General features: G+C 42.9%; 9 protein-coding genes. 5 read left to right on the top strand and 4 right to left on the bottom strand.

Features of this window, described 5'->3' with window-relative positions; all coding sequences use genetic code 11:
* Positions 1-40: 40 nt before the first annotated feature.
* Positions 41-1,513 carry an ATP-binding cassette domain-containing protein gene (locus DWY79_RS17095; protein WP_036628661.1) on the top strand — a complete coding sequence of 491 codons (1,473 nt, stop codon included), beginning with the start codon at positions 41-43 and terminating at the stop codon, positions 1,511-1,513.
* 77 nt (positions 1,514-1,590) lie between these two features.
* Here the strand turns inward: DWY79_RS17095 and DWY79_RS17090 are convergent, their stop codons facing one another.
* Complete coding sequence (locus tag DWY79_RS17090) at positions 1,591-2,961, bottom strand: RagB/SusD family nutrient uptake outer membrane protein (protein WP_005855624.1); 1,371 nt, start codon at positions 2,959-2,961, stop codon at positions 1,591-1,593.
* 20 nt (positions 2,962-2,981) lie between these two features.
* Positions 2,982-6,026 carry a TonB-dependent receptor gene (locus tag DWY79_RS17085; protein WP_008780936.1) on the bottom strand — a complete coding sequence of 1,015 codons (3,045 nt, stop codon included), beginning with the start codon at positions 6,024-6,026 and terminating at the stop codon, positions 2,982-2,984.
* Between the two features lie 653 nt (positions 6,027-6,679).
* On the opposite strand from DWY79_RS17085, the gene DWY79_RS17080 reads away from it, so the two are divergent.
* From DWY79_RS17080 to DWY79_RS17065, 4 genes are all read left to right on the top strand, one after another.
* Entirely contained in the window at positions 6,680-9,643 is a 2,964-nt protein-coding gene (locus tag DWY79_RS17080) for a SusC/RagA family TonB-linked outer membrane protein (RefSeq protein ID WP_080707121.1), read from the top strand.
* 27 nt (positions 9,644-9,670) lie between these two features.
* The gene (locus DWY79_RS17075) at positions 9,671-11,143 is read left to right on the top strand and encodes a SusD/RagB family nutrient-binding outer membrane lipoprotein (RefSeq protein WP_005855630.1); all 1,473 of its coding nucleotides are present in this window, start codon (positions 9,671-9,673) and stop codon (positions 11,141-11,143) included.
* A 43-nt stretch (positions 11,144-11,186) separates the two neighbouring features.
* On the top strand, positions 11,187-11,687 hold the full coding sequence (locus tag DWY79_RS17070) for a lipid-binding protein (protein WP_008780938.1): 501 nt from the start codon (positions 11,187-11,189) through the stop codon (positions 11,685-11,687).
* Between the two features lie 188 nt (positions 11,688-11,875).
* Positions 11,876-13,054: a site-specific integrase gene (locus DWY79_RS17065; RefSeq protein ID WP_005855634.1), complete on the top strand. Its 1,179-nt coding sequence runs from the start codon at positions 11,876-11,878 to the stop codon at positions 13,052-13,054.
* A 69-nt stretch (positions 13,055-13,123) separates the two neighbouring features.
* On the opposite strand, the gene DWY79_RS17060 is transcribed toward DWY79_RS17065, so the two are convergent.
* Entirely contained in the window at positions 13,124-14,587 is a 1,464-nt protein-coding gene (locus DWY79_RS17060) for a SusD/RagB family nutrient-binding outer membrane lipoprotein (protein ID WP_036610799.1), read from the bottom strand.
* A 30-nt stretch (positions 14,588-14,617) separates the two neighbouring features.
* Positions 14,618-17,782, bottom strand: a complete 3,165-nt coding sequence (locus DWY79_RS17055; RefSeq protein WP_036610801.1) for a SusC/RagA family TonB-linked outer membrane protein — start codon at positions 17,780-17,782, stop codon at positions 14,618-14,620.
* Positions 17,783-17,866 lie beyond the last annotated feature (84 nt).

Here is a 17,866-nt window from a genome sequence, read left to right as displayed (position 1 = left end):
AATAAACTATGTACCTTTGTCCGGCTTATTTAGAAAAAAGATGGAAAAAGAAGGAATGATGGTGGTCGATATTAAGAATATCGTTACTCGTTTGCCGGAATTGCGGTTTACGGCACCCGTGAATTGGAGAATTGATGAAGGGCAGCAATGGGCTGTGGTCGGTCCGAATGGCGCTGGTAAAACCTTGATAGCGGATATTATGCAGCGTAAATTCGCTTTTAAGGAAGGTGAGGTCGTGTTCTCCGGGGATGGTAAGGTGAGTGACTTTATCAAGAGTATAGCGTTTAAGGATATTTATTCGTTGGCGGATTGCCGGAATTCTTATTACCAACAGCGTTGGCATTCAACAGAGACGGAGGAGATGCCTATTGTCGAGGAATTGTTGAAGGAATATGCCGGCTCTGATAATTTAGCGAAGATATTGACTCTTTTCGGTATAGAGGATTTATTGCCTAAGCGGTTGATCTTCTTATCAAGTGGTGAATTACGAAAATTCTTGATTGTCCGGACGTTGCTTAGCCGTCCTCGTGTCTTGATCTTGGATAATCCTTTTATCGGCTTAGACGCTCCATCCCGGGATTTATTGGTAGAGATGCTGGGGCAAATGACAAAATTGAATGGCGTTCAAGTTGTCTTGTTATTATCTAACCCCAATGACATACCGGCAATGATCACGCATGTATTGCCTATCCATGATCGTACTTGCCTGCCTCCGCTGACTCGAGAGGAGTTTATGTCGGATACGGAATTAATCGCCCGTCTTTTTCCAACGGAAGGCATTCATGCATGCGAGGAAGTTGGTAAGGTTCGTTTACCTGTGGATATGAACAAGATAGCCTCTTTACATGAGGTGACTTTACGCATGGAGCATGTGAAAATACGCTATGGTAGCCGTACGATCTTGAAAGATTTGGATTGGGAAATCAAGAACGGGGAGAAGTGGGCGTTATTCGGTCCGAATGGCGCTGGTAAATCTACCTTGCTGAGTTTGGTTTACGCGGATAATCCCCAGTCGTATGCGAATACGTTGTATTTGTTTGATAGAAAGAGAGGTTCCGGGGAAAGTATTTGGGATATCAAGAAGCGTATCGGATATGTATCGCCGGAGATGCACTTATATTATAAGGAGAATGTCCCTACCTTGAATATTGTCGGTTCCGGCTTTTTCGATTCGATCGGCTTGTTTCGTAAGTGTAATGCGGAGCAAGAAACGGTAGCCTTGGAGTGGATGAAAGTTTTTGGCATCGAACATTTGAAAGACCGTTTATTCTTGACCTTATCATCGGGAGAACAACGTTTGGCTTTATTAGCGAGAGCTTTCGTGAAAGATCCCGATTTAATTATATTAGATGAGCCTCTCCACGGTCTGGATGTGAGCAATAAGAAAAAGGCGGCTGCTATTATCGAGCAATTCTGCGATCGCCCGGGAAAAACCTTGATTTACGTAACCCATTACCCGCATGAATTACCTGCTTGTGTAGACAAGCGGTTCGAGCTAGTGAAGCACTCGTGAGCGTACAAAGAAAAAGAGGATGTGCCGTGGTGAAGTGGCACATCCTCTAAAATCAATAAATACTTATGGATAAAGGATTAATATCCTGGGTTCTGTATCAACTGACCTCTTGATACGGTGATTTCTCCGATAGGAATTGCCATGATCGTACGGTAATCGCCCGGCTTAACCTCACCTACGAATTTATTGTTGACAGACTTGCCGTTACGCCAAGCGTCCCAAGCGGTATGTCCTTCCGTGAATAATTCTAGGCGTCTTTCCAGTAAGATATCATCCAACGTGATAGAAGCGACATCGGTATAATTCTCAATACGATTCTTGCGTAACGTATTCATATATCCGGCGGCCGCGGAGGTATCCCCTGCTTTTAGTGCGGCCTCGGCCGCTATTAGGTAAACTTCGGAAAGGCGCACGACCTTTGGATTGTTTACATAGATTTGCCCGTCACGTCCCTTATACTTTTGCGGATAGGTCCCGTCATAGCCATTATCGGTCTCTTTTGCGAATAATTCCGTACGGATATCTCCCGGATGCTTAGCCAGCTCTTCCAGGAAAGATTCAGTAGCGGCACATTCACCGTAGCCGGAGGCATGTGTAAAATAACCGATAGAGTTACGTTGCGCGTTATAATTTGGGGTAACTAAGATCTCGAATATAGCCTCGTTCGTTCCTTCCTTATCCCATGCGCCTATATATTCATCCCGTGTGTATAACTTATAAGGAGAGGAAGCGATAATCTCCTTACAGTCAGCCAGTGCCTCTTTATTCTTTTCTAAGTAAAGGTAAGCGCGTGCGCGGATCGCTAAAGCCCCCCAATAATTGATGTGTCCGGTTTGTTTATCTTTACTCAAAAGAGGCAATGCGGTCTCGATATCTTTCAATATCTGGTCGTATGTCTGCTGTAAGGTTGCCCGGGTCCCGATATAATCCGTGGGATAAACCTCTGTGGAGAGTACGATGCCCAGATCGTTCATATCTGTTGTTGATGGTAATTTAGCGAATACTCTGGCTAAATCGAAATGATACAAGGCGCGCATAGCGTATAGTTCTCCTTTCAATATGTCTACATCCGCACCTTCAAGATTCTCGGCGGCGGCTAATACATTATTAAGGCGAGCTAGACTATTGTAGAATAATTTATAGAAACTATAAACCATCTCATCGTTTTTACCTGTTTGGTAACGATACATGGGGCCGGCATGATTCACCGTGGAGATAGATTGGAAATCCCCACTTCGTAAATCGGCCAGCAATGTGAATTCCGCTCCATACGAGCCTACCTCTGTAGCCTGTTGCTCGTATACGCCATTCACGGCATTTGTCAAATCGGCTACGGAAGAGATTGCGTCTATCGTAGGTAATTGGGTAGATGATGTCTTTTCTAGGACATCATCGCAGGAGGCCGTTAATAAGGCGAACGCTAGACCTACTAAATATATCTTTTTCATATAGATTCTATTTTAATAAATTATAATGTGATGTTTACACCAAAGACAAAGCTTTTAGAGACCGGGGTATCTACCTGGCGATAACCATTCAAGGGAACATCCGGGTCGATGCCTTTTGTCTTTGCCCAGATCATGAACGGATTATTCGCACGGAAGTACACACGCAGATTACTGAATATGTTTTTCAATACCGGTACATTGTATCCCAAGGTGATTTCACGCATACGGATATTGTCAGAAGATACGATGGTACGACTGGAGAAGCGATCCGAGCGATATGGATTCTGGTAGATAGGCTTCGGGTATAAGGCGTTGTCGCCCGGGTTCATCCAATAATTACCCGCTACGCTCTTTTCTAGGTTGAATGAACCTAAACGGAATCCGTCATGATGGAAGAAGTAGTTCGGATAATCGAATATATCGCCACCAAATTGATAGGTAATCAAGAATGAAAGATCGAAATCATATAACCGGAACGTGTTTGTCAAACCTCCCGTTACGTCGGGAATAGCTTTGCCTACGATTCCTTTTTCAGCCTCATCGTACTTGTTCACTACTCCTTTGCTATGATCGTTTGGATCTTTCCAGAATTCTCCTAGTCCTGTATCCGGATTCACGCCTTTCCATTCCGGCAGATAGAAAGTATACATGGATTCTCCCTCTCGGTGCAGATACATATCGCCGTCTCCATATTCGATGTCGTTATGGTTCGGCAATTCCTTGATCGTCGCCTTCTGGAATGTAAGGTTGAAATTCGTGTCCCATGAGAAGTGCTGATTCTTGATGTTTTGGGAATTTACCTCTATCTCGATACCGCTATTGCGTAGCTTACCAAGGTTTTGCCAGTTTTTCTCAAAACCTGTGACGATAGAAGTCGGGATCTCGAATAACAGGTCGGTCGTTGTTTTGTTGTAATATTCTACTGTCAGATTTACTCGGTTGAATAAGTTCCAGTCAAAACCCACATTCATGTTTTTGGACTTCTCCCAACCTAATTCCTCATTTCCTGCTTGATTCCAATAGATGGCGGAAGAGGGGCCATAACCACCAGAGAACGCATATAACGCTTGGTTCGCGTAATATGAGCCCGGCAAGTTTCCATTTGTACCGTAAGAGAAGCGAACTTTTAGATCAGAGAACAATTCATTGTCTTTAAGGAAATTCTCGCCACTGATGCGCCATGCGCCAGATACGGACCAGAAATTCGCCCAGCGATTATCGGTTCCCAAGCGAGAAGAACCATCCCGACGGAAACTGGCAGACAGATAGTATTTATTGTCGTAATTATAGTTGCCGGTAGCCAAGTAGGATACGATTCCGGAGCCAAATACTTCGCTGGATGCGCCATCTGGTTGTCCGTTTCCTAATTCCGGTAACTTGTCGGTTGAGTATTGTTTTGCCGTAGTATAGATGGCTGTCAGTTCGTCTTCTGTTACCTCGAAACCACCTAGGATGTCAAAATTATGAACATCGTTCCATGTATTAGCGTAGCGTAACGTGGAAGAACTTGTTAAATTGCGGTTCTCGTAAGTATAGCGAGATCCCAAGCCGCCTACGGCCTTACCGTCCACGCTGTTGGGAGACCAATACTCAAAGTGTTTCGTATCGATATAGTCGTAACCAAAAATCGTCTTGAACGATAATTGCTTGGAGAATTTTACGCCTAAATCAATGTTAGACATACTACGCATTACACGGGATTTAATCCATTGTTCCTTGCCCAACATTAGATGCGGATTGGAAGCGGCACCCCAGTTTGAGTCGGCGTTGTATGTACCGTCCGGATTCTTTACGGGAGCCGTCGGGTCTGAGGAGTACACCAAGCTCAGTGGAGAAGCAGTACCGATACCTTGATCTTGATTTTGCTGATCACGGAAACCATTTTGGGTAGTGAATGCGATCATTTGCTTAACACCGATAGTCAACCAATTATTTACTTGATGATCTAAATTGATACGACCGGAGAAACGTTCGAAATCGCTACCGATTACGATACCTTCCGCATTATTATAACCAAGACCTACATAGAATTGTGTACGGTCGTTACCTCCGTTTACGGATAATTGATGGTTATGCGTCAAGGCTGTACGGTAAACCTCATCACGCCAATTGGTATCCGTGTTACCCGATGGGTCGTTGAAGAATGCTTCCATGTCGCCTTCCTTGTCAATCAAGGCGTATGCTTGATCACGGTTGCCAGCGAGTCCGTTTAGGATATAATAATTGGAAATCGCTTCTTTTCCGTACAGGAGCAATTCGGAGGCATTCATTGTCTCGTACTGTTTTACAGCCATATTGCTCCAGCCGACCTCGCCATTGTAACTTACTTTCGTCTTGCCTCTTTTTCCGGCTTTGGTCGTAATGATGATAACGCCATTCGCTGCACGAGAGCCGTACAAGGAAGCTGCTGCGGCATCTTTCAACACCGTCATGCTCTCAATATCATCAGGGTTCAAGGAGCTTAGCAAACTGGACTGTTTCCCGTAGTATGCCATATCCGAGTCTGATTTTACAGGCACGCCATCCACGACATATAGAGGAGACTTGGCTGCGCTGATAGAGCCGACACCACGGATATTGATATCACCGGGAGCTCCTGGATCACCAGTGTTGGAGGTTACGCGAACACCGGACATCTTTCCAGAAAGAGCCTTATCCAAGGACTCTTTGGAGCCAGCTACGATATCTTCTGCGTTTACCGCTTTAGCGGATCCCGTGAAAGATGATTTTTTCGCCGTACCATAAGCGACAACCATAACTTCATCCAGCTCTGTCGCCGCCGTATTCAAAACAACTTTCATTACATCTTGGATTGGAGCTTCTTTCGCAACCATTCCGACGTATGAAAATACCAGAGTCTTCGCGGAACTTGGTACATCCAAACTGAACACACCATCAAAATCCGTTACTGTACCTGTAGTAGTACCCTTGACTATTACAGACGCACCAATAATCGGTTCACTGTCTTCGGCGGAAATAACAGTACCTGTTACTTTCCTCGTCTGAGCTGTGGCCAATCCAATGCCTAAAACTAGGCAAAGTAAAAGATAAGTCAACTTGTTCATAGACACACTCTTTTTTTGTTTAACTTATATAATATATTCGCAATAGATATTCAAAGACTTATATTTTAAGGGTCGTATGAATGCAAATGTAACAATAAATTTATTATAACAAATAAATAATTAAAAAATTTCAATAAAACAACAAGAAAAGGCTAATGGGTAGAAAATATGGAGACTTTTTCAACCACAATTTAAATGCCGTAATATGTACACCAAATATTACAGCTTAGATCATCAACAAAGAACCATATTTTTAACATTTTGAAAAATAGGAATATATATTAGGTATGCATTAAAAAATAACTTAGGACGGCTCCGATATAAGTCATAAGTTCTACAATACCCAAAGACCTAGGAAAGGCTTTTCAAGTGATTAGTTATTCACTTCCCAAGCTGTTAGTTAGCGGCTAGGTATAGCCGTTAGTTATTCACTTGAGTAGCCGATAGTCGTTATTATTATTCGCTTATTTTCAATTATTTACGCATAAGTAGCCAATGCCTTCTCGCAATCCGATCCGCAAAGAAATGATCGCATGAAAATTGTAACAAGTTATTTCTTGAGCGTTACTGAATAATCACAAGCAATGACAAGGTTCCGCGAAAACTAAGTAATAATAAAAAATAACCTATTATTCATAGGTTCCGCGAAGACTCTGGTAATTTCTTATGTGGGTATGATTGCTCGTGAGGTTCCGGTACAAGATGTGTTGAGGGTAGTCCTTCAGTCTGGTACCCAGAATCTTGAGGAGGTTGTCGTAACTGCGATTGGTATGAAAAAGCAGGAAAAGGCGTTGGGCTATGCAGCCTCTACTGTGAAGAGTGAAGATTTGAATGCCGCTAAGTCTGGATCAGTGATGTCAGGTTTGACTGGTAAGGTTGCGGGTTTGAATATTACTAGCGGTGGTGCTACAGGCTCTTCTCAGAAAGTAATCGTGCGTGGTATCAGTTCTTTCAGTGCTAATCAACCTTTGTATGTGGTGGATGGTGTGCCTATTATGAATGATTTCCAAGGTGAGGATTCTTTCTCTAACTCCGTGGATTTTGGTAACCAAGCTAATGACATTAACCCAGAGGATGTTGAGTCTGTAACAGTCTTGAAGGGTGCTTCCGCTACTGCCCTTTATGGTAGCCGGGCTGCTAATGGTGTTATCATGGTGACAACAAAACGGGCTGGGGCTGAGAGGCTTTCTGTTACGTACGATGGCTCATTTATGGGATCTAGCGTATTGCGTGTTCCTCAAACACAAGATCGTTTCGGACAAGGATGGGGATCTTTCGGACCTATGGAGAATGGTTCTTGGGGACCGGTTTTGGATGGTCGTGATCATATCTGGGGACCTTACTCAGACGGCTCAGAAGGTTTATTAACTCCGCTTTCTAAGCCTTTCTCGTATGTAAAGAACAATCTTCGTGATTTTTATGAAACTGGTTTTGAGACGAATAATAACGTCTCGATTCGTATGGGTAATGATAAACTTGGTTTTGTTGCCTCCTATGGTAATGTGAAGTCTGACGGTGTATTACCGGGTGACGCTGATTCATATGCTCGTAATACAATCTCGTTAAGAGGTAATATGAAATATAAACGTTTTTCTGCGGAATTAAACTTGAACTATGTCCGTAAAGATATCACACAAGCTGCTGCTGGCCAAGGAGATGATGGTGCAACGATGTTTTCTGAGATTTTGCAACATGCCGTGGATGTAGATATTAGCTCAATGAAAGATTATACGAATCCTTATTTTAATACGGATAACTTCTATACAGCTTATGCGGAGAATCCATATTGGGTGTTAGATCATAATCGTAATAAGTATCAAGATGACCGTGTCTATGGTAAGATCGAGCTTGCTTTTGAGATTATGAAAGGTTTGAAGGCGGTTGGACGTTTAGGTGGTGACTTTACGAACGCTACTCAAAAGAGATGGAATGAAAAAGTGACTTTCGCTTCAGGGTCTTGGAGTGAATTAGGTGGTAAGAAGCAGCAGCCCGGTACTTATACGGAACGTCGTGACAAGGTGGAGCAAATTGATGCGACCGCTTTCTTAAACGCGGATTATAAAATCGGTGAGGATATCGCTTTGAATGGTATGATTGGATGGAACTTGAATCAACAAACGAGTTCTTATTTGAAATCTTATCTGTATGGTTTGGAGCAACCGGGATGGTTTAACTTAGCGAATGGTGTTGATAAGCCCATGACTACGACTTACTCTGATAGACGCCGTTTGGTTGGTTTGTTCGCTCAAGGTGAGTTTGGTTACAAGAATTTCTGGTTTGTGAATGCTTCTATTCGTAACGACTGGTCATCTACTTTACCTCAAGGAAATAATAGCTTTTTCTATGGTGGCGTGAATACTTCATTGATCATCACGGATATGTTTGAGGATTTGAAATCTGATTATCTGAATTTCTTGAAGGTTCGTGCAGCTTGGGGACAGACTGGTAACGATGCTCCGATTTACCGTACTAGCAGTTATTTTACACCGACTCAAATCAGTTTAGGTTTTGGAGATTTATATTTACCTATTAATAATACATTAGGCTTGACAGAGTATAATCGTTTGCCGAGTATGGATCTTCGTCCGGAGATCACGACAGAATGGGAGTTCGGTTTAACAACGCATCTGTTTAACAATCGCTTGGATATTGATGCTGCTTATTATAATAAGAGTACGAAAGATCAGATAATATCTGCTAGTCTGGCTCCGGAGTCTCGCTATACGTCTATGACCCGCAACGTAGGTAAGATTGCGAATCAAGGTGTCGAGTTGGCAGTGAATGGCATTCCTGTTCGTACGAAAGATTTCGAGTGGGGATTAGGTTTTACTTTCAGTAAGAACTGGAGTGAGGTGAAAGAGTTATGGGATGATGTAACTGAGTATAAATTGACAAGTTCCTATCAAGTGGATTTCGTTGCGGAAGTAGGTCAGCCTTTGGGCGTTTTCAAGGTTCCGGCTTTGGCCACGACTGATGATGGTAAGGTGATCGTTGATAATAACGGTATGCCGACAATTGATGCTAGCAAGAAAGAGATCGTAGGAACGTCTACACCTAATTTCTTGATGGGCTTTAATACGCATTTCACATGGAAAGGGATTACTTTATCAGCGGTATTAGATTGGCGTAATGGCGGTGAGTTCTATTCATATACCTCTCAATTGCTTACATTTGCCGGAAACTCTACTTATACGGTGTTTAATAATCGTGAACCATTTGTGGTTCCTAATTCCGTGAAAGTCGTAAATGGTCAATACGTAGAGAATGATATACCTATCGTACATTGGGGAGGTGCTTCTAGCGCTGTTAATACCTACTATAATAACGCCTCCAACTACGCTCAGTATAGAAATTGGATTTTACCTAAAGATTACTTGAAATTAAGAGAGATTACACTTTCTTACTCTTTGCCGAAAGCATGGTTGAAACAAACCCCATTCTCTATGGTTCAAGTTAGTTTGATCGGACGTAATTTATTTATGTGGACCCCGAAAAAGAACAACTACGTAGATCCGGAAGGTACGAATTATGGTAATGACATCTTGTCTGAAATTGGTGAATTTGGTGCGGCTCCGACAAACCGTACGTTTGGTGGTGGTATTAAAGTTGTATTATAATAAGTAACTTTAAAAAGTAAAGATAGTATGAAAAGAAACAATTTAATATATACAGGACTGGTTAGCTGCTTGTTGATGGCGACTACAGCTTGTTCCGATTATTTGGATATTAACCAGAATCCGGAATATCCAACGGAAGCCTCTTCTTCTACTTTGCTTCCTTCTGGTATCGCAGGAGTAGCAAGTATTGTAGGTGGTACTTACGAATTATATGGTAGCATGTGGTCTCAGCAATGTACGCAGGGACATACATCCAACCAGTATAATACATTGGTTAACTATACGATAACTAACGCATCCGATTCTCGTTTGTGGTCTATACCTTATTCAATAGCACTGCCAGACTTGGATTTGGTTATCAAAAGCTCTGAATCGGCTCAAGAATGGAATTATTGGGTAATGGGTAAGACTATGACTGCCTTTATGTATCATATCCTAGTGGACTCTTATGGCTCTATTCCTTTTACAGAAGCTATTCTTGGGAATGAGAATACTACACCGAAATATGATGACAGTAAGACTGTGGTTTATCCGGGATTATTAGCGATGTTGGACGAGATTATCGCTAAAAAAGCGGAAGCTACCGCAGGTGGTTTGCCTTCGGTTACAAAACAAGACTTGGTGTTCGCTGGTGACGTGAATAAGTGGATTCAATTTGCGAAGAGTTTAAAGCTAAAATTGTTGATGCGTGATTTCGATACGAATAAAGCTGCTATCAAGGCATTGCTCGACGAAGGAGATTTGCTGAGTGTAGACGCTAAGATGGACTGTTTTCAAGATTTGGAAAATAAATCAAATCCATTGTATGAGAATGACCGTCGTAAATTGAATTCAACTGTAAATATTCGTGCGTGCGCTACGGTTTGCGATTATTTGAAAAAATATGAGGATCCTCGTTTAAATGATTTTTATTCACCTAATACGGATGGCTCCGGCGAGACAACAGCTTTGAAGTATGGTGACCGCCCAAACTCGGTAGCGGTAACAACTCGTATGATCTCTGTGGCTAAGCTAGGTCCTACAGATCCTGTTTATTTTATGTCTGCTGCTGAGGTAGCGTTCCTGCAAGCGGAAGCTTACGCTCGTTTGAATGATGTGGCTAAAGCGAAAGTGGCTTATGAGCAAGGTGTGAATTATGCGTTTGAACGTTGGGGGTATTCTGCTGCCGAGTTTGTTTCGGAAGGTGCTCCTTATGCTTTCGATAGTACGGACCAAAATTCAATGCTTACCTCTATTTTGACCCAGAAGTGGATCGCTTCCACTCGTTGTCAAGCATGGGACGCATGGTTTGATATCAATCGTACCGGTATTCCTGTTTTAGGGACAAAGCATGTGGATGAGGAAGGATATATTTGGGGGCAGTTGACTCCTTGCATTGGTTCTGCGTTGGCTCCGGGTGAATATCCTCGTCGTTTATTGTATCCGAAGTCATCTTCAGACTATAACCCTAATACTCCGGCGGTAGTTCCGTTAGCGGAAAAACAATGGTGGCATAAATAAATGGGTGTTATAAATGTATATTAATCAGAAAAGCTTTTTGAATATGAAACAGATAAATAAATTACTGGTTATCTTATTGGCGTTGGTCACCTTTTCTTCTTGTGAGACTTATGGTGATTACGAGATAGAATACACGGCTATTTACCCTTTATGTGGCGAATGGGTAGTTAATGTTACAGGTGAGGATGGTGGTGTCTTGGCGGAAGGTGTGACCTGCAATACTTACAATACGACTGATGATGCCACGGATAAGATGTGGATAAAAATGAGTGTTGCCACAAACGACTGGGGAGTACGTGGCAAGATTCATTGCGATGTCACTTCTAAATCTTTTGATGGGGATGGTATCGCTAATCTGCTCCATGCGGATGATGGTATAAATTCTACTGTAACCTTCAATATCTCTGGTAAAGTAATTGTGGATGGTTATACTACTCAAGCCAATACAAAAGTGGATGCCATTGAATTTACCTTGACTCAAAATGGAAAGTCGATGACGGTTAAGGGATTCCGTAAAACAGGTTGGGAAGGTGAAGATTATTGATATGATTTAATATCTCGAAAAGTAGGAGAGGCCTGCCATGTATTTGGTAGGCCCTTTTTATTTACTTGGATATATGGTTTTTTATTAGTAGGTAATCCGTGATAACAAACTTTTAGTTTGTAGATTGTGCTACAAAGAACTTATTATTGTTCCTTCGTGTTTACAATCAGATAATATATAAATGTATCATGGAAAAAGTAATTTACAACTTAGTGTTTAATCGAAAAAAGCAATTGAATGCGGAAGGAAAAGCTTTGATTCAAGTAGAGGCCTATTTGAATAGGCAAAAGAGGTATTTTTCAACGAAGGTTTATGTGAAACCTTGTCAATGGGACAACAAGAGACGTTCCATAAAGAATCATCCGAATATGGATGCGTTAAACCTGTATCTTCAGAACTATGTTATGGAGTTGGAGAGAGATGAGCTGGAGAAGAGACAAGCGAATAACGGTTTTTCGTTGAAGGATCTGCGTGAGGAGGCTTCTTCGACATCTACGTCTTCCTCTTTTCTTGTTTTCATGCGTGAGGAGATTTTACATAGTAATTTGAAAGAATCGACATTAAAAAACCATTTGTCCACTTTGCATGTTCTATCCTTATATAAAAAGGACGTTCTGTTTAAGGATATTAATTTCAATTTCTTATGCGATTTTGAATATTTCTTATTGAAGCAGGAGTATCATCGAAATACGATCGCTAAACATATGAAGCATTTGAAACGATATATCAACTTGGCGATTAATAAGGAGTTGTTCGAGTTGCACAAATATCCATTTCGGAAATATAAGATTAAATATCAAGAGAGTAAGCGTACTCATTTAACGCCTGAGGAGTTAGGTCGTTTGGAAAACTTAAAGCTGGATGGGCAGCGTACATTGCGCCGGTGTCTGGATATGTTTTTATTTAGTTGCTACACGGGATTACGTTTCTCAGACATAGTAAGTATAACGAAAGAGAACTTTTTGATTATTGATGATAAGGTTTGGCTGGTTTATTCATCGGTGAAGACAGATGTGAGTGTCCGTTTGCCGCTATTCCTCTTGTTCGAGGGTAAATCTTTACCTATCTATGAGCGATATAAGAATGCGCCGAGAACCCTGTTTGGTGTTCCCTTATCCTCTAATTCAAACGTGAATAAGCAATTACGCCGAATCAGCCAATTGGCAAGTATTGATAAGAAGGTATCTTTTCATACGGCTCGGCATACAAATGCTACCTTATTATTATATAATGGAGCGAATATAACTACGGTACAAAAGTTGTTAGGGCATAAAAGCGTTCGTACTACCGAGATATATAGTAATATCATGGATATGACAATTGTCCGTGATCTTGAGAAGATTGAGACACGATTGAAGTTCGGCTAGAATGTGGATTTATAAGAAAGGAGAAAAATATCATTAAGATATTCTTCCCCTTTTTTGGTATTACTTTTTTTAACGAGATCCACCCGCCCACCAAACAGGTTGGTCGTAAACGTAGAAACCGTCACCGTACGCCTCGGCGATTGTCGGGTTGTTCAATACGCTGTCGTTACCGTATGGTAAACGTTTAGGCACACGGTTCATACCGCCCTGCGTATTATACGGATTAGTCAAAGTAATGTGACGCTCACCCATAGCCTCGCAACGACGGATGTCATTGTAAGTCTCTACCTGCTCATCCACGCACTGAGCCAAATATTTCTGCTCGAAAAGAAGTTTCAATGTCGGCTTGCCTAGAGAAGCTGCGAAATCACCAGCACCACTAGCATCTTCTCCTATAATTGTCAAAATATCTGTCACTGCAGAAGTAACAGCTGCTTGGAAAGCCTCCGTAGCATCTTGGCCTTGACGCAATTGGGCTTCGGCAAGAATGAAATAGATCTCAGATTGGCTCAATAAGTGGATTGGTTGTGAACCCAAGTCGTACCAAGTTGGATAACCTAAGCTACCATCCATCACCTTAGCGGCTTCCGCATCACCCGGCTCAACCAACGTAGCCTGACCGTTAGCGGTATAAGCATTTAAGCGAGGATCGCCAGTTGCCTCCATCATTTTTGCTACTCTAGCAGAAGAAGCGATATAACTACGGCTCCAGATGAAAGCGCTCCAAGGATTGTCACAAGTCACACCATTGAATTCTTTGATCTTCATGCCCGTGAAACCTAGATCGATTGCCTTCTGTGCGGCAGAGGCAGCAGAGGCTAATACGCTCTTATCTACCGCAGTTTGGTGAATCAAGTAACGTGCTTTCAAACCATATGCGCTAGCCAACCATTGATTCATGTCACCGCCAAACACCAAGTCCTGGTCTTTTACATTGTTCAACTTTTCGCTTACGGCTGTCTCTAAATTACCGATAGCCTTATCCAACGTAACCAACAAGTCAGCGTATATGTCCTTTTGTGCATCCAGCTTCGGTTGCAGGCATTCTTGCCCTTTCAAGGCCTCGCTATAAGGAATATCGCCGAACATATCGGTTAAAATACCGAATTCCATTACTTTCAATACCTGTGCGATACCTAGTACGTCATAGTGTCCCTCGTTGCCAGTCACGCCATTCTCTACTTTGTCTATCATCTGTTGGATGTTCAGTAGATTTCCATACGTGCTAGACCATACGTTATTAAATGTAGAGGAGTTTGCCCACTCAATGGAATTACGTAACTCAGCTTTCATCAGCTGATTGTTACCTACTCCGATATTTTGCTCGTTCAATGAGGAAAGATAGAATGCCAAATCTCCGGATACCGTACTGAAGCCGGTGTTCATGATAGCTTCGCTCAATTGCAAATAGGCAGGTACTACCTCTGGAGCTGGATGATAGGTGTCCTTATTGATATAATCGAACGTATCCTCAGAGCAAGCGGTAAATCCCATCATCGCCACTGCCAGTGCGATATATATGTTTTTCTTCATAACTCTTTATTACTGATTAATTTTTAATGTTTAGAATGTAACTGTTAATCCTCCACCGAAGCTCGATGTATTAGGCACGGAGAATCGCTCGAAGTAACCACTCATGTTATTATTACCCTGTGAAGACTCCGGATCAAAGTTAGGAAGCTCTGCCCACAATAGGATGTTACGGGCGAAACCGTAAACAGACAGGTCTACGCCGCAAAATTTCGGCAACTGATACGTCAAGGTCAAGTCGCGCAGTTTCAAGAACGAGGTGCTATAGATACCAGCCTCGGTCACGTCGTTATAAGACATCCAATAGTCTTGCTTGCTAACCTCTACCGTGTTCTTCTCGCCGGTAGCCTCGTCGATACCCTCGGCAACCATTGTCCCCTCGTGGTAAGGTAAAGACTCTTTTGTCGCACCGAAATAGTTCATCGTTAAGTTCGTACCGTGGTACATCTTACCACCCTGCTGCCAACTCCATGTCGTAGAGATAGATACTCGTTTGTAACGGCCTCCTAAAGTGAAACCAGTGGTGAAGTCAGGGGCGCAGTTACCCAAGTCTTGCATAGCGCCGCTTACCTGAGGCAGACCGTCCAGCAATAATAGATTACCGGCTTCATCGCGCTTAAACGCATTACCGTAGATATTCGGGTAATTACAACCGGCTTGTGCACGTATTTGCGGCTCAACGAATCCACCCAACATGATAGACTCGACACCCGGAGCCAATTCGATGACCTTATTGCTGATACGAGTGAAGTTGATACCTAGATTCAAGTCATAATCCTTAGCTTGCAAGATCGCAAAGTTCAAAGACAACTCATGTGATTTTGTTTGCATTTTACCAGCGTTAGTCAACATCTGGCTATAACCCGTAGTAGCATCAACTGGAACGGCAAAGATCTGATCCGTCACGTTCTGCAAGCTATAGGTATATTCAGCCTTGATACGACCACCGAAGAATTGCAAATCTGTACCGACCTCCCAGTTGGCCGTGTTCTGAGGCTTCAAGTTCTCATCATAGAACGTTGATGACGGCGCATAGGAAGACACACCGCTAGGCAACGGATAAGCAACCGGTGTATATTGGTAGAAACCACCACCGTACCCAGGCTGGGTATAATAAGTCTTATAATATTGTCCGGCTTGACCTACTTGAGCAAAAGATCCGCGTAACTTACCGTAGTTCAATACGCTGTTGTTCTCCAAGAAAGAAAGCTTTGTGAATTCCCAACCCAGTGATACGGAGGGATAGAAAAAGCTGCGGCTACCACGAGGCATGGTAGATACATAATCGTTACGTCCGGTGACGGTCAGATACAGCTGGTCTCTCCAAGAAACAGAGGCGCTACCAAAGAAACCTACCGTGCGCTCTTGACGGCCGTACTCATAAGCGGAAAGCGAGGTTGCGTTAGATATTGTGGGTAGACCATAGAAATTAAGATTCGTACCGGTATAGCTCCATGTTCGGATATTCTCGTGATTTACCTCATTACCTAATACGACATTTACACCCCACTCATCCTCGTTTCCAAACTTACCGTCGAAGTTGGCCGTGAACAAATTATTGAACACATTGTGTTGAGACCCATAGTTATCAACCTGTCCTTTCGTGTTGGCTGCGGAACCGATCTCGGCGATATCAGCATAGTCGGAAGTCCAGATATCCAAACCGGCTTGTTCGCGGAAACGTAATGACATATTATCGCCCCAACCCAACTTTGGCTCGTATTCTACGTAAGCGTTACCGAAAGCACGGTTGGTGTGCTGACGATACTCATCGTTCTCTGCCCACCAATAGGGGTTATTGAAACTAGTCGAACGGAACAAGACCTGATTGCTCGGATCACCCGGAACATTGAACGGAATACCTTTTAAATCGTATTCGGAAGGAGCGGAATAAACCACGTTCATGATACCAGAGTTTGCGCCCGGGGCACTCGTGATCTTACTTGAGGAATAATTAGCGGAGAAACCGGACTTCCATTCGTTATTGATCTTCCAGTCTACCAAACCGCGGGCGCCCCAACGATCCATACCTGTAGAAGGAATGATACCCTTTTGATGGGAGTTGTTAATACCGACAGAGTAGTTCACGCCGTTCAACGCCTGTGAGATATTGAAGTTCGTATTCTCTGTGAAACCAGTTCCCAAGAAGTCGCCTACATTATCGTATATCTGAGGAGTAGTCCATCCATCTAATCCGGCTGCCGCACGTTTCGGATTGTAATACATACCTTGATGTATGCCGTCCGCTTTCGTATAAGCATTGTCTGTATTACCTCCGTATTTGGAGTCGTTAGCTAAGTCGGTGATTTTCGGACCCCAAGTCATGGAAGCTGTAGGGTCGTAGGCACTAATGCCGTTACCTTGCGCATAGACATCTTGACGTTCGAACTTACGAGATACACGCTGCGCACTCAAGTTCGTAGATACAGTCACTTGAGGACGACCCATCTTCTGGTTTGATCCGCGTTTCGTGGTGATTACGATCACACCGTTAGATGCACGGATACCATATAAGGCGGAAGCTGCCTGTCCTTTTAATACATTGATTGTCTCAATATCCTCAGGATTGATGTCAATACTACGATCCGCATAGTTGGCTCCAGACACAGAGGCACCCGTATCGAAATCCGCGGCTGTATTGATAGGCATACCATCGATCACATACAGCGGTTGGTTGTTGCCGTCGAAAGAGCGAGCACCACGGATCGTGATCTGCGCGGAAGCACCCGGAGCACCGGAAGACTGGCGAATATCCACACCTGTCAATTTACCTTGGATGGCATTCGCCAAAGAGGTCGTACCACTCTTATTCAAATCATCCGATTTCAAGTCTTGTGCAGCATAACCTAGGGCTTTACGATCTCGTTTGATACCCATGGCGGTTACAACCACCTCGTCCAAGTCTTGCGTATCAGACATCAATCTGACGTTTACCTTAGAGGATACTCCAACCTCTTGAGATTGCATACCGATGTAAGAGATTACTAACTGCTTACCATCGTGAGGCACATCTAAGATAAAGTTTCCATCAAAGTCAGTCACTGTTCCTACAGTGGTTCCTTTTACGATGATGGAGGCTCCGATCACCGGCTCTCCATCTTCCCCAATTACCTTACCGGTAACCTTCGAGGTCTGTGCTGAAACCACACCTGCACTCAATGCAAGAAATAGTAGCACAGAAGTCAACTTTTTCTTCATAAACACACTTATTTATTAACTATATACTTAAAAATGTTTTCTCTGCATTTTAATGGTTGATTAACTAAGTTCATACAGAACTAC

It is taken from the genome of Parabacteroides sp. AF27-14 (assembly GCF_003635425.1).
GTDB classification, from domain to species: domain Bacteria; phylum Bacteroidota; class Bacteroidia; order Bacteroidales; family Tannerellaceae; genus Parabacteroides; species Parabacteroides distasonis.
The sequence above is the reverse complement of the archived record's forward strand: the minus strand, read 5'-3'. Positions and strand labels throughout refer to the sequence as shown.

Coding starts and splice junctions, on each gene's coding strand:
- DWY79_RS17070 (WP_008780938.1), top strand. CDS start 11,187: ATGAAACAGATAAATAAATTACTGGTTATCTTATTGGCGTTGGTCACC.
- DWY79_RS17075 (WP_005855630.1), top strand. CDS start 9,671: ATGAAAAGAAACAATTTAATATATACAGGACTGGTTAGCTGCTTGTTG.
- DWY79_RS17060 (WP_036610799.1), bottom strand. CDS start 14,587: ATGAAGAAAAACATATATATCGCACTGGCAGTGGCGATGATGGGATTT.
- DWY79_RS17095 (WP_036628661.1), top strand. CDS start 41: ATGGAAAAAGAAGGAATGATGGTGGTCGATATTAAGAATATCGTTACT.
- DWY79_RS17065 (WP_005855634.1), top strand. CDS start 11,876: ATGGAAAAAGTAATTTACAACTTAGTGTTTAATCGAAAAAAGCAATTG.
- DWY79_RS17055 (WP_036610801.1), bottom strand. CDS start 17,782: ATGAAGAAAAAGTTGACTTCTGTGCTACTATTTCTTGCATTGAGTGCA.
- DWY79_RS17085 (WP_008780936.1), bottom strand. CDS start 6,026: ATGAACAAGTTGACTTATCTTTTACTTTGCCTAGTTTTAGGCATTGGA.
- DWY79_RS17090 (WP_005855624.1), bottom strand. CDS start 2,961: ATGAAAAAGATATATTTAGTAGGTCTAGCGTTCGCCTTATTAACGGCC.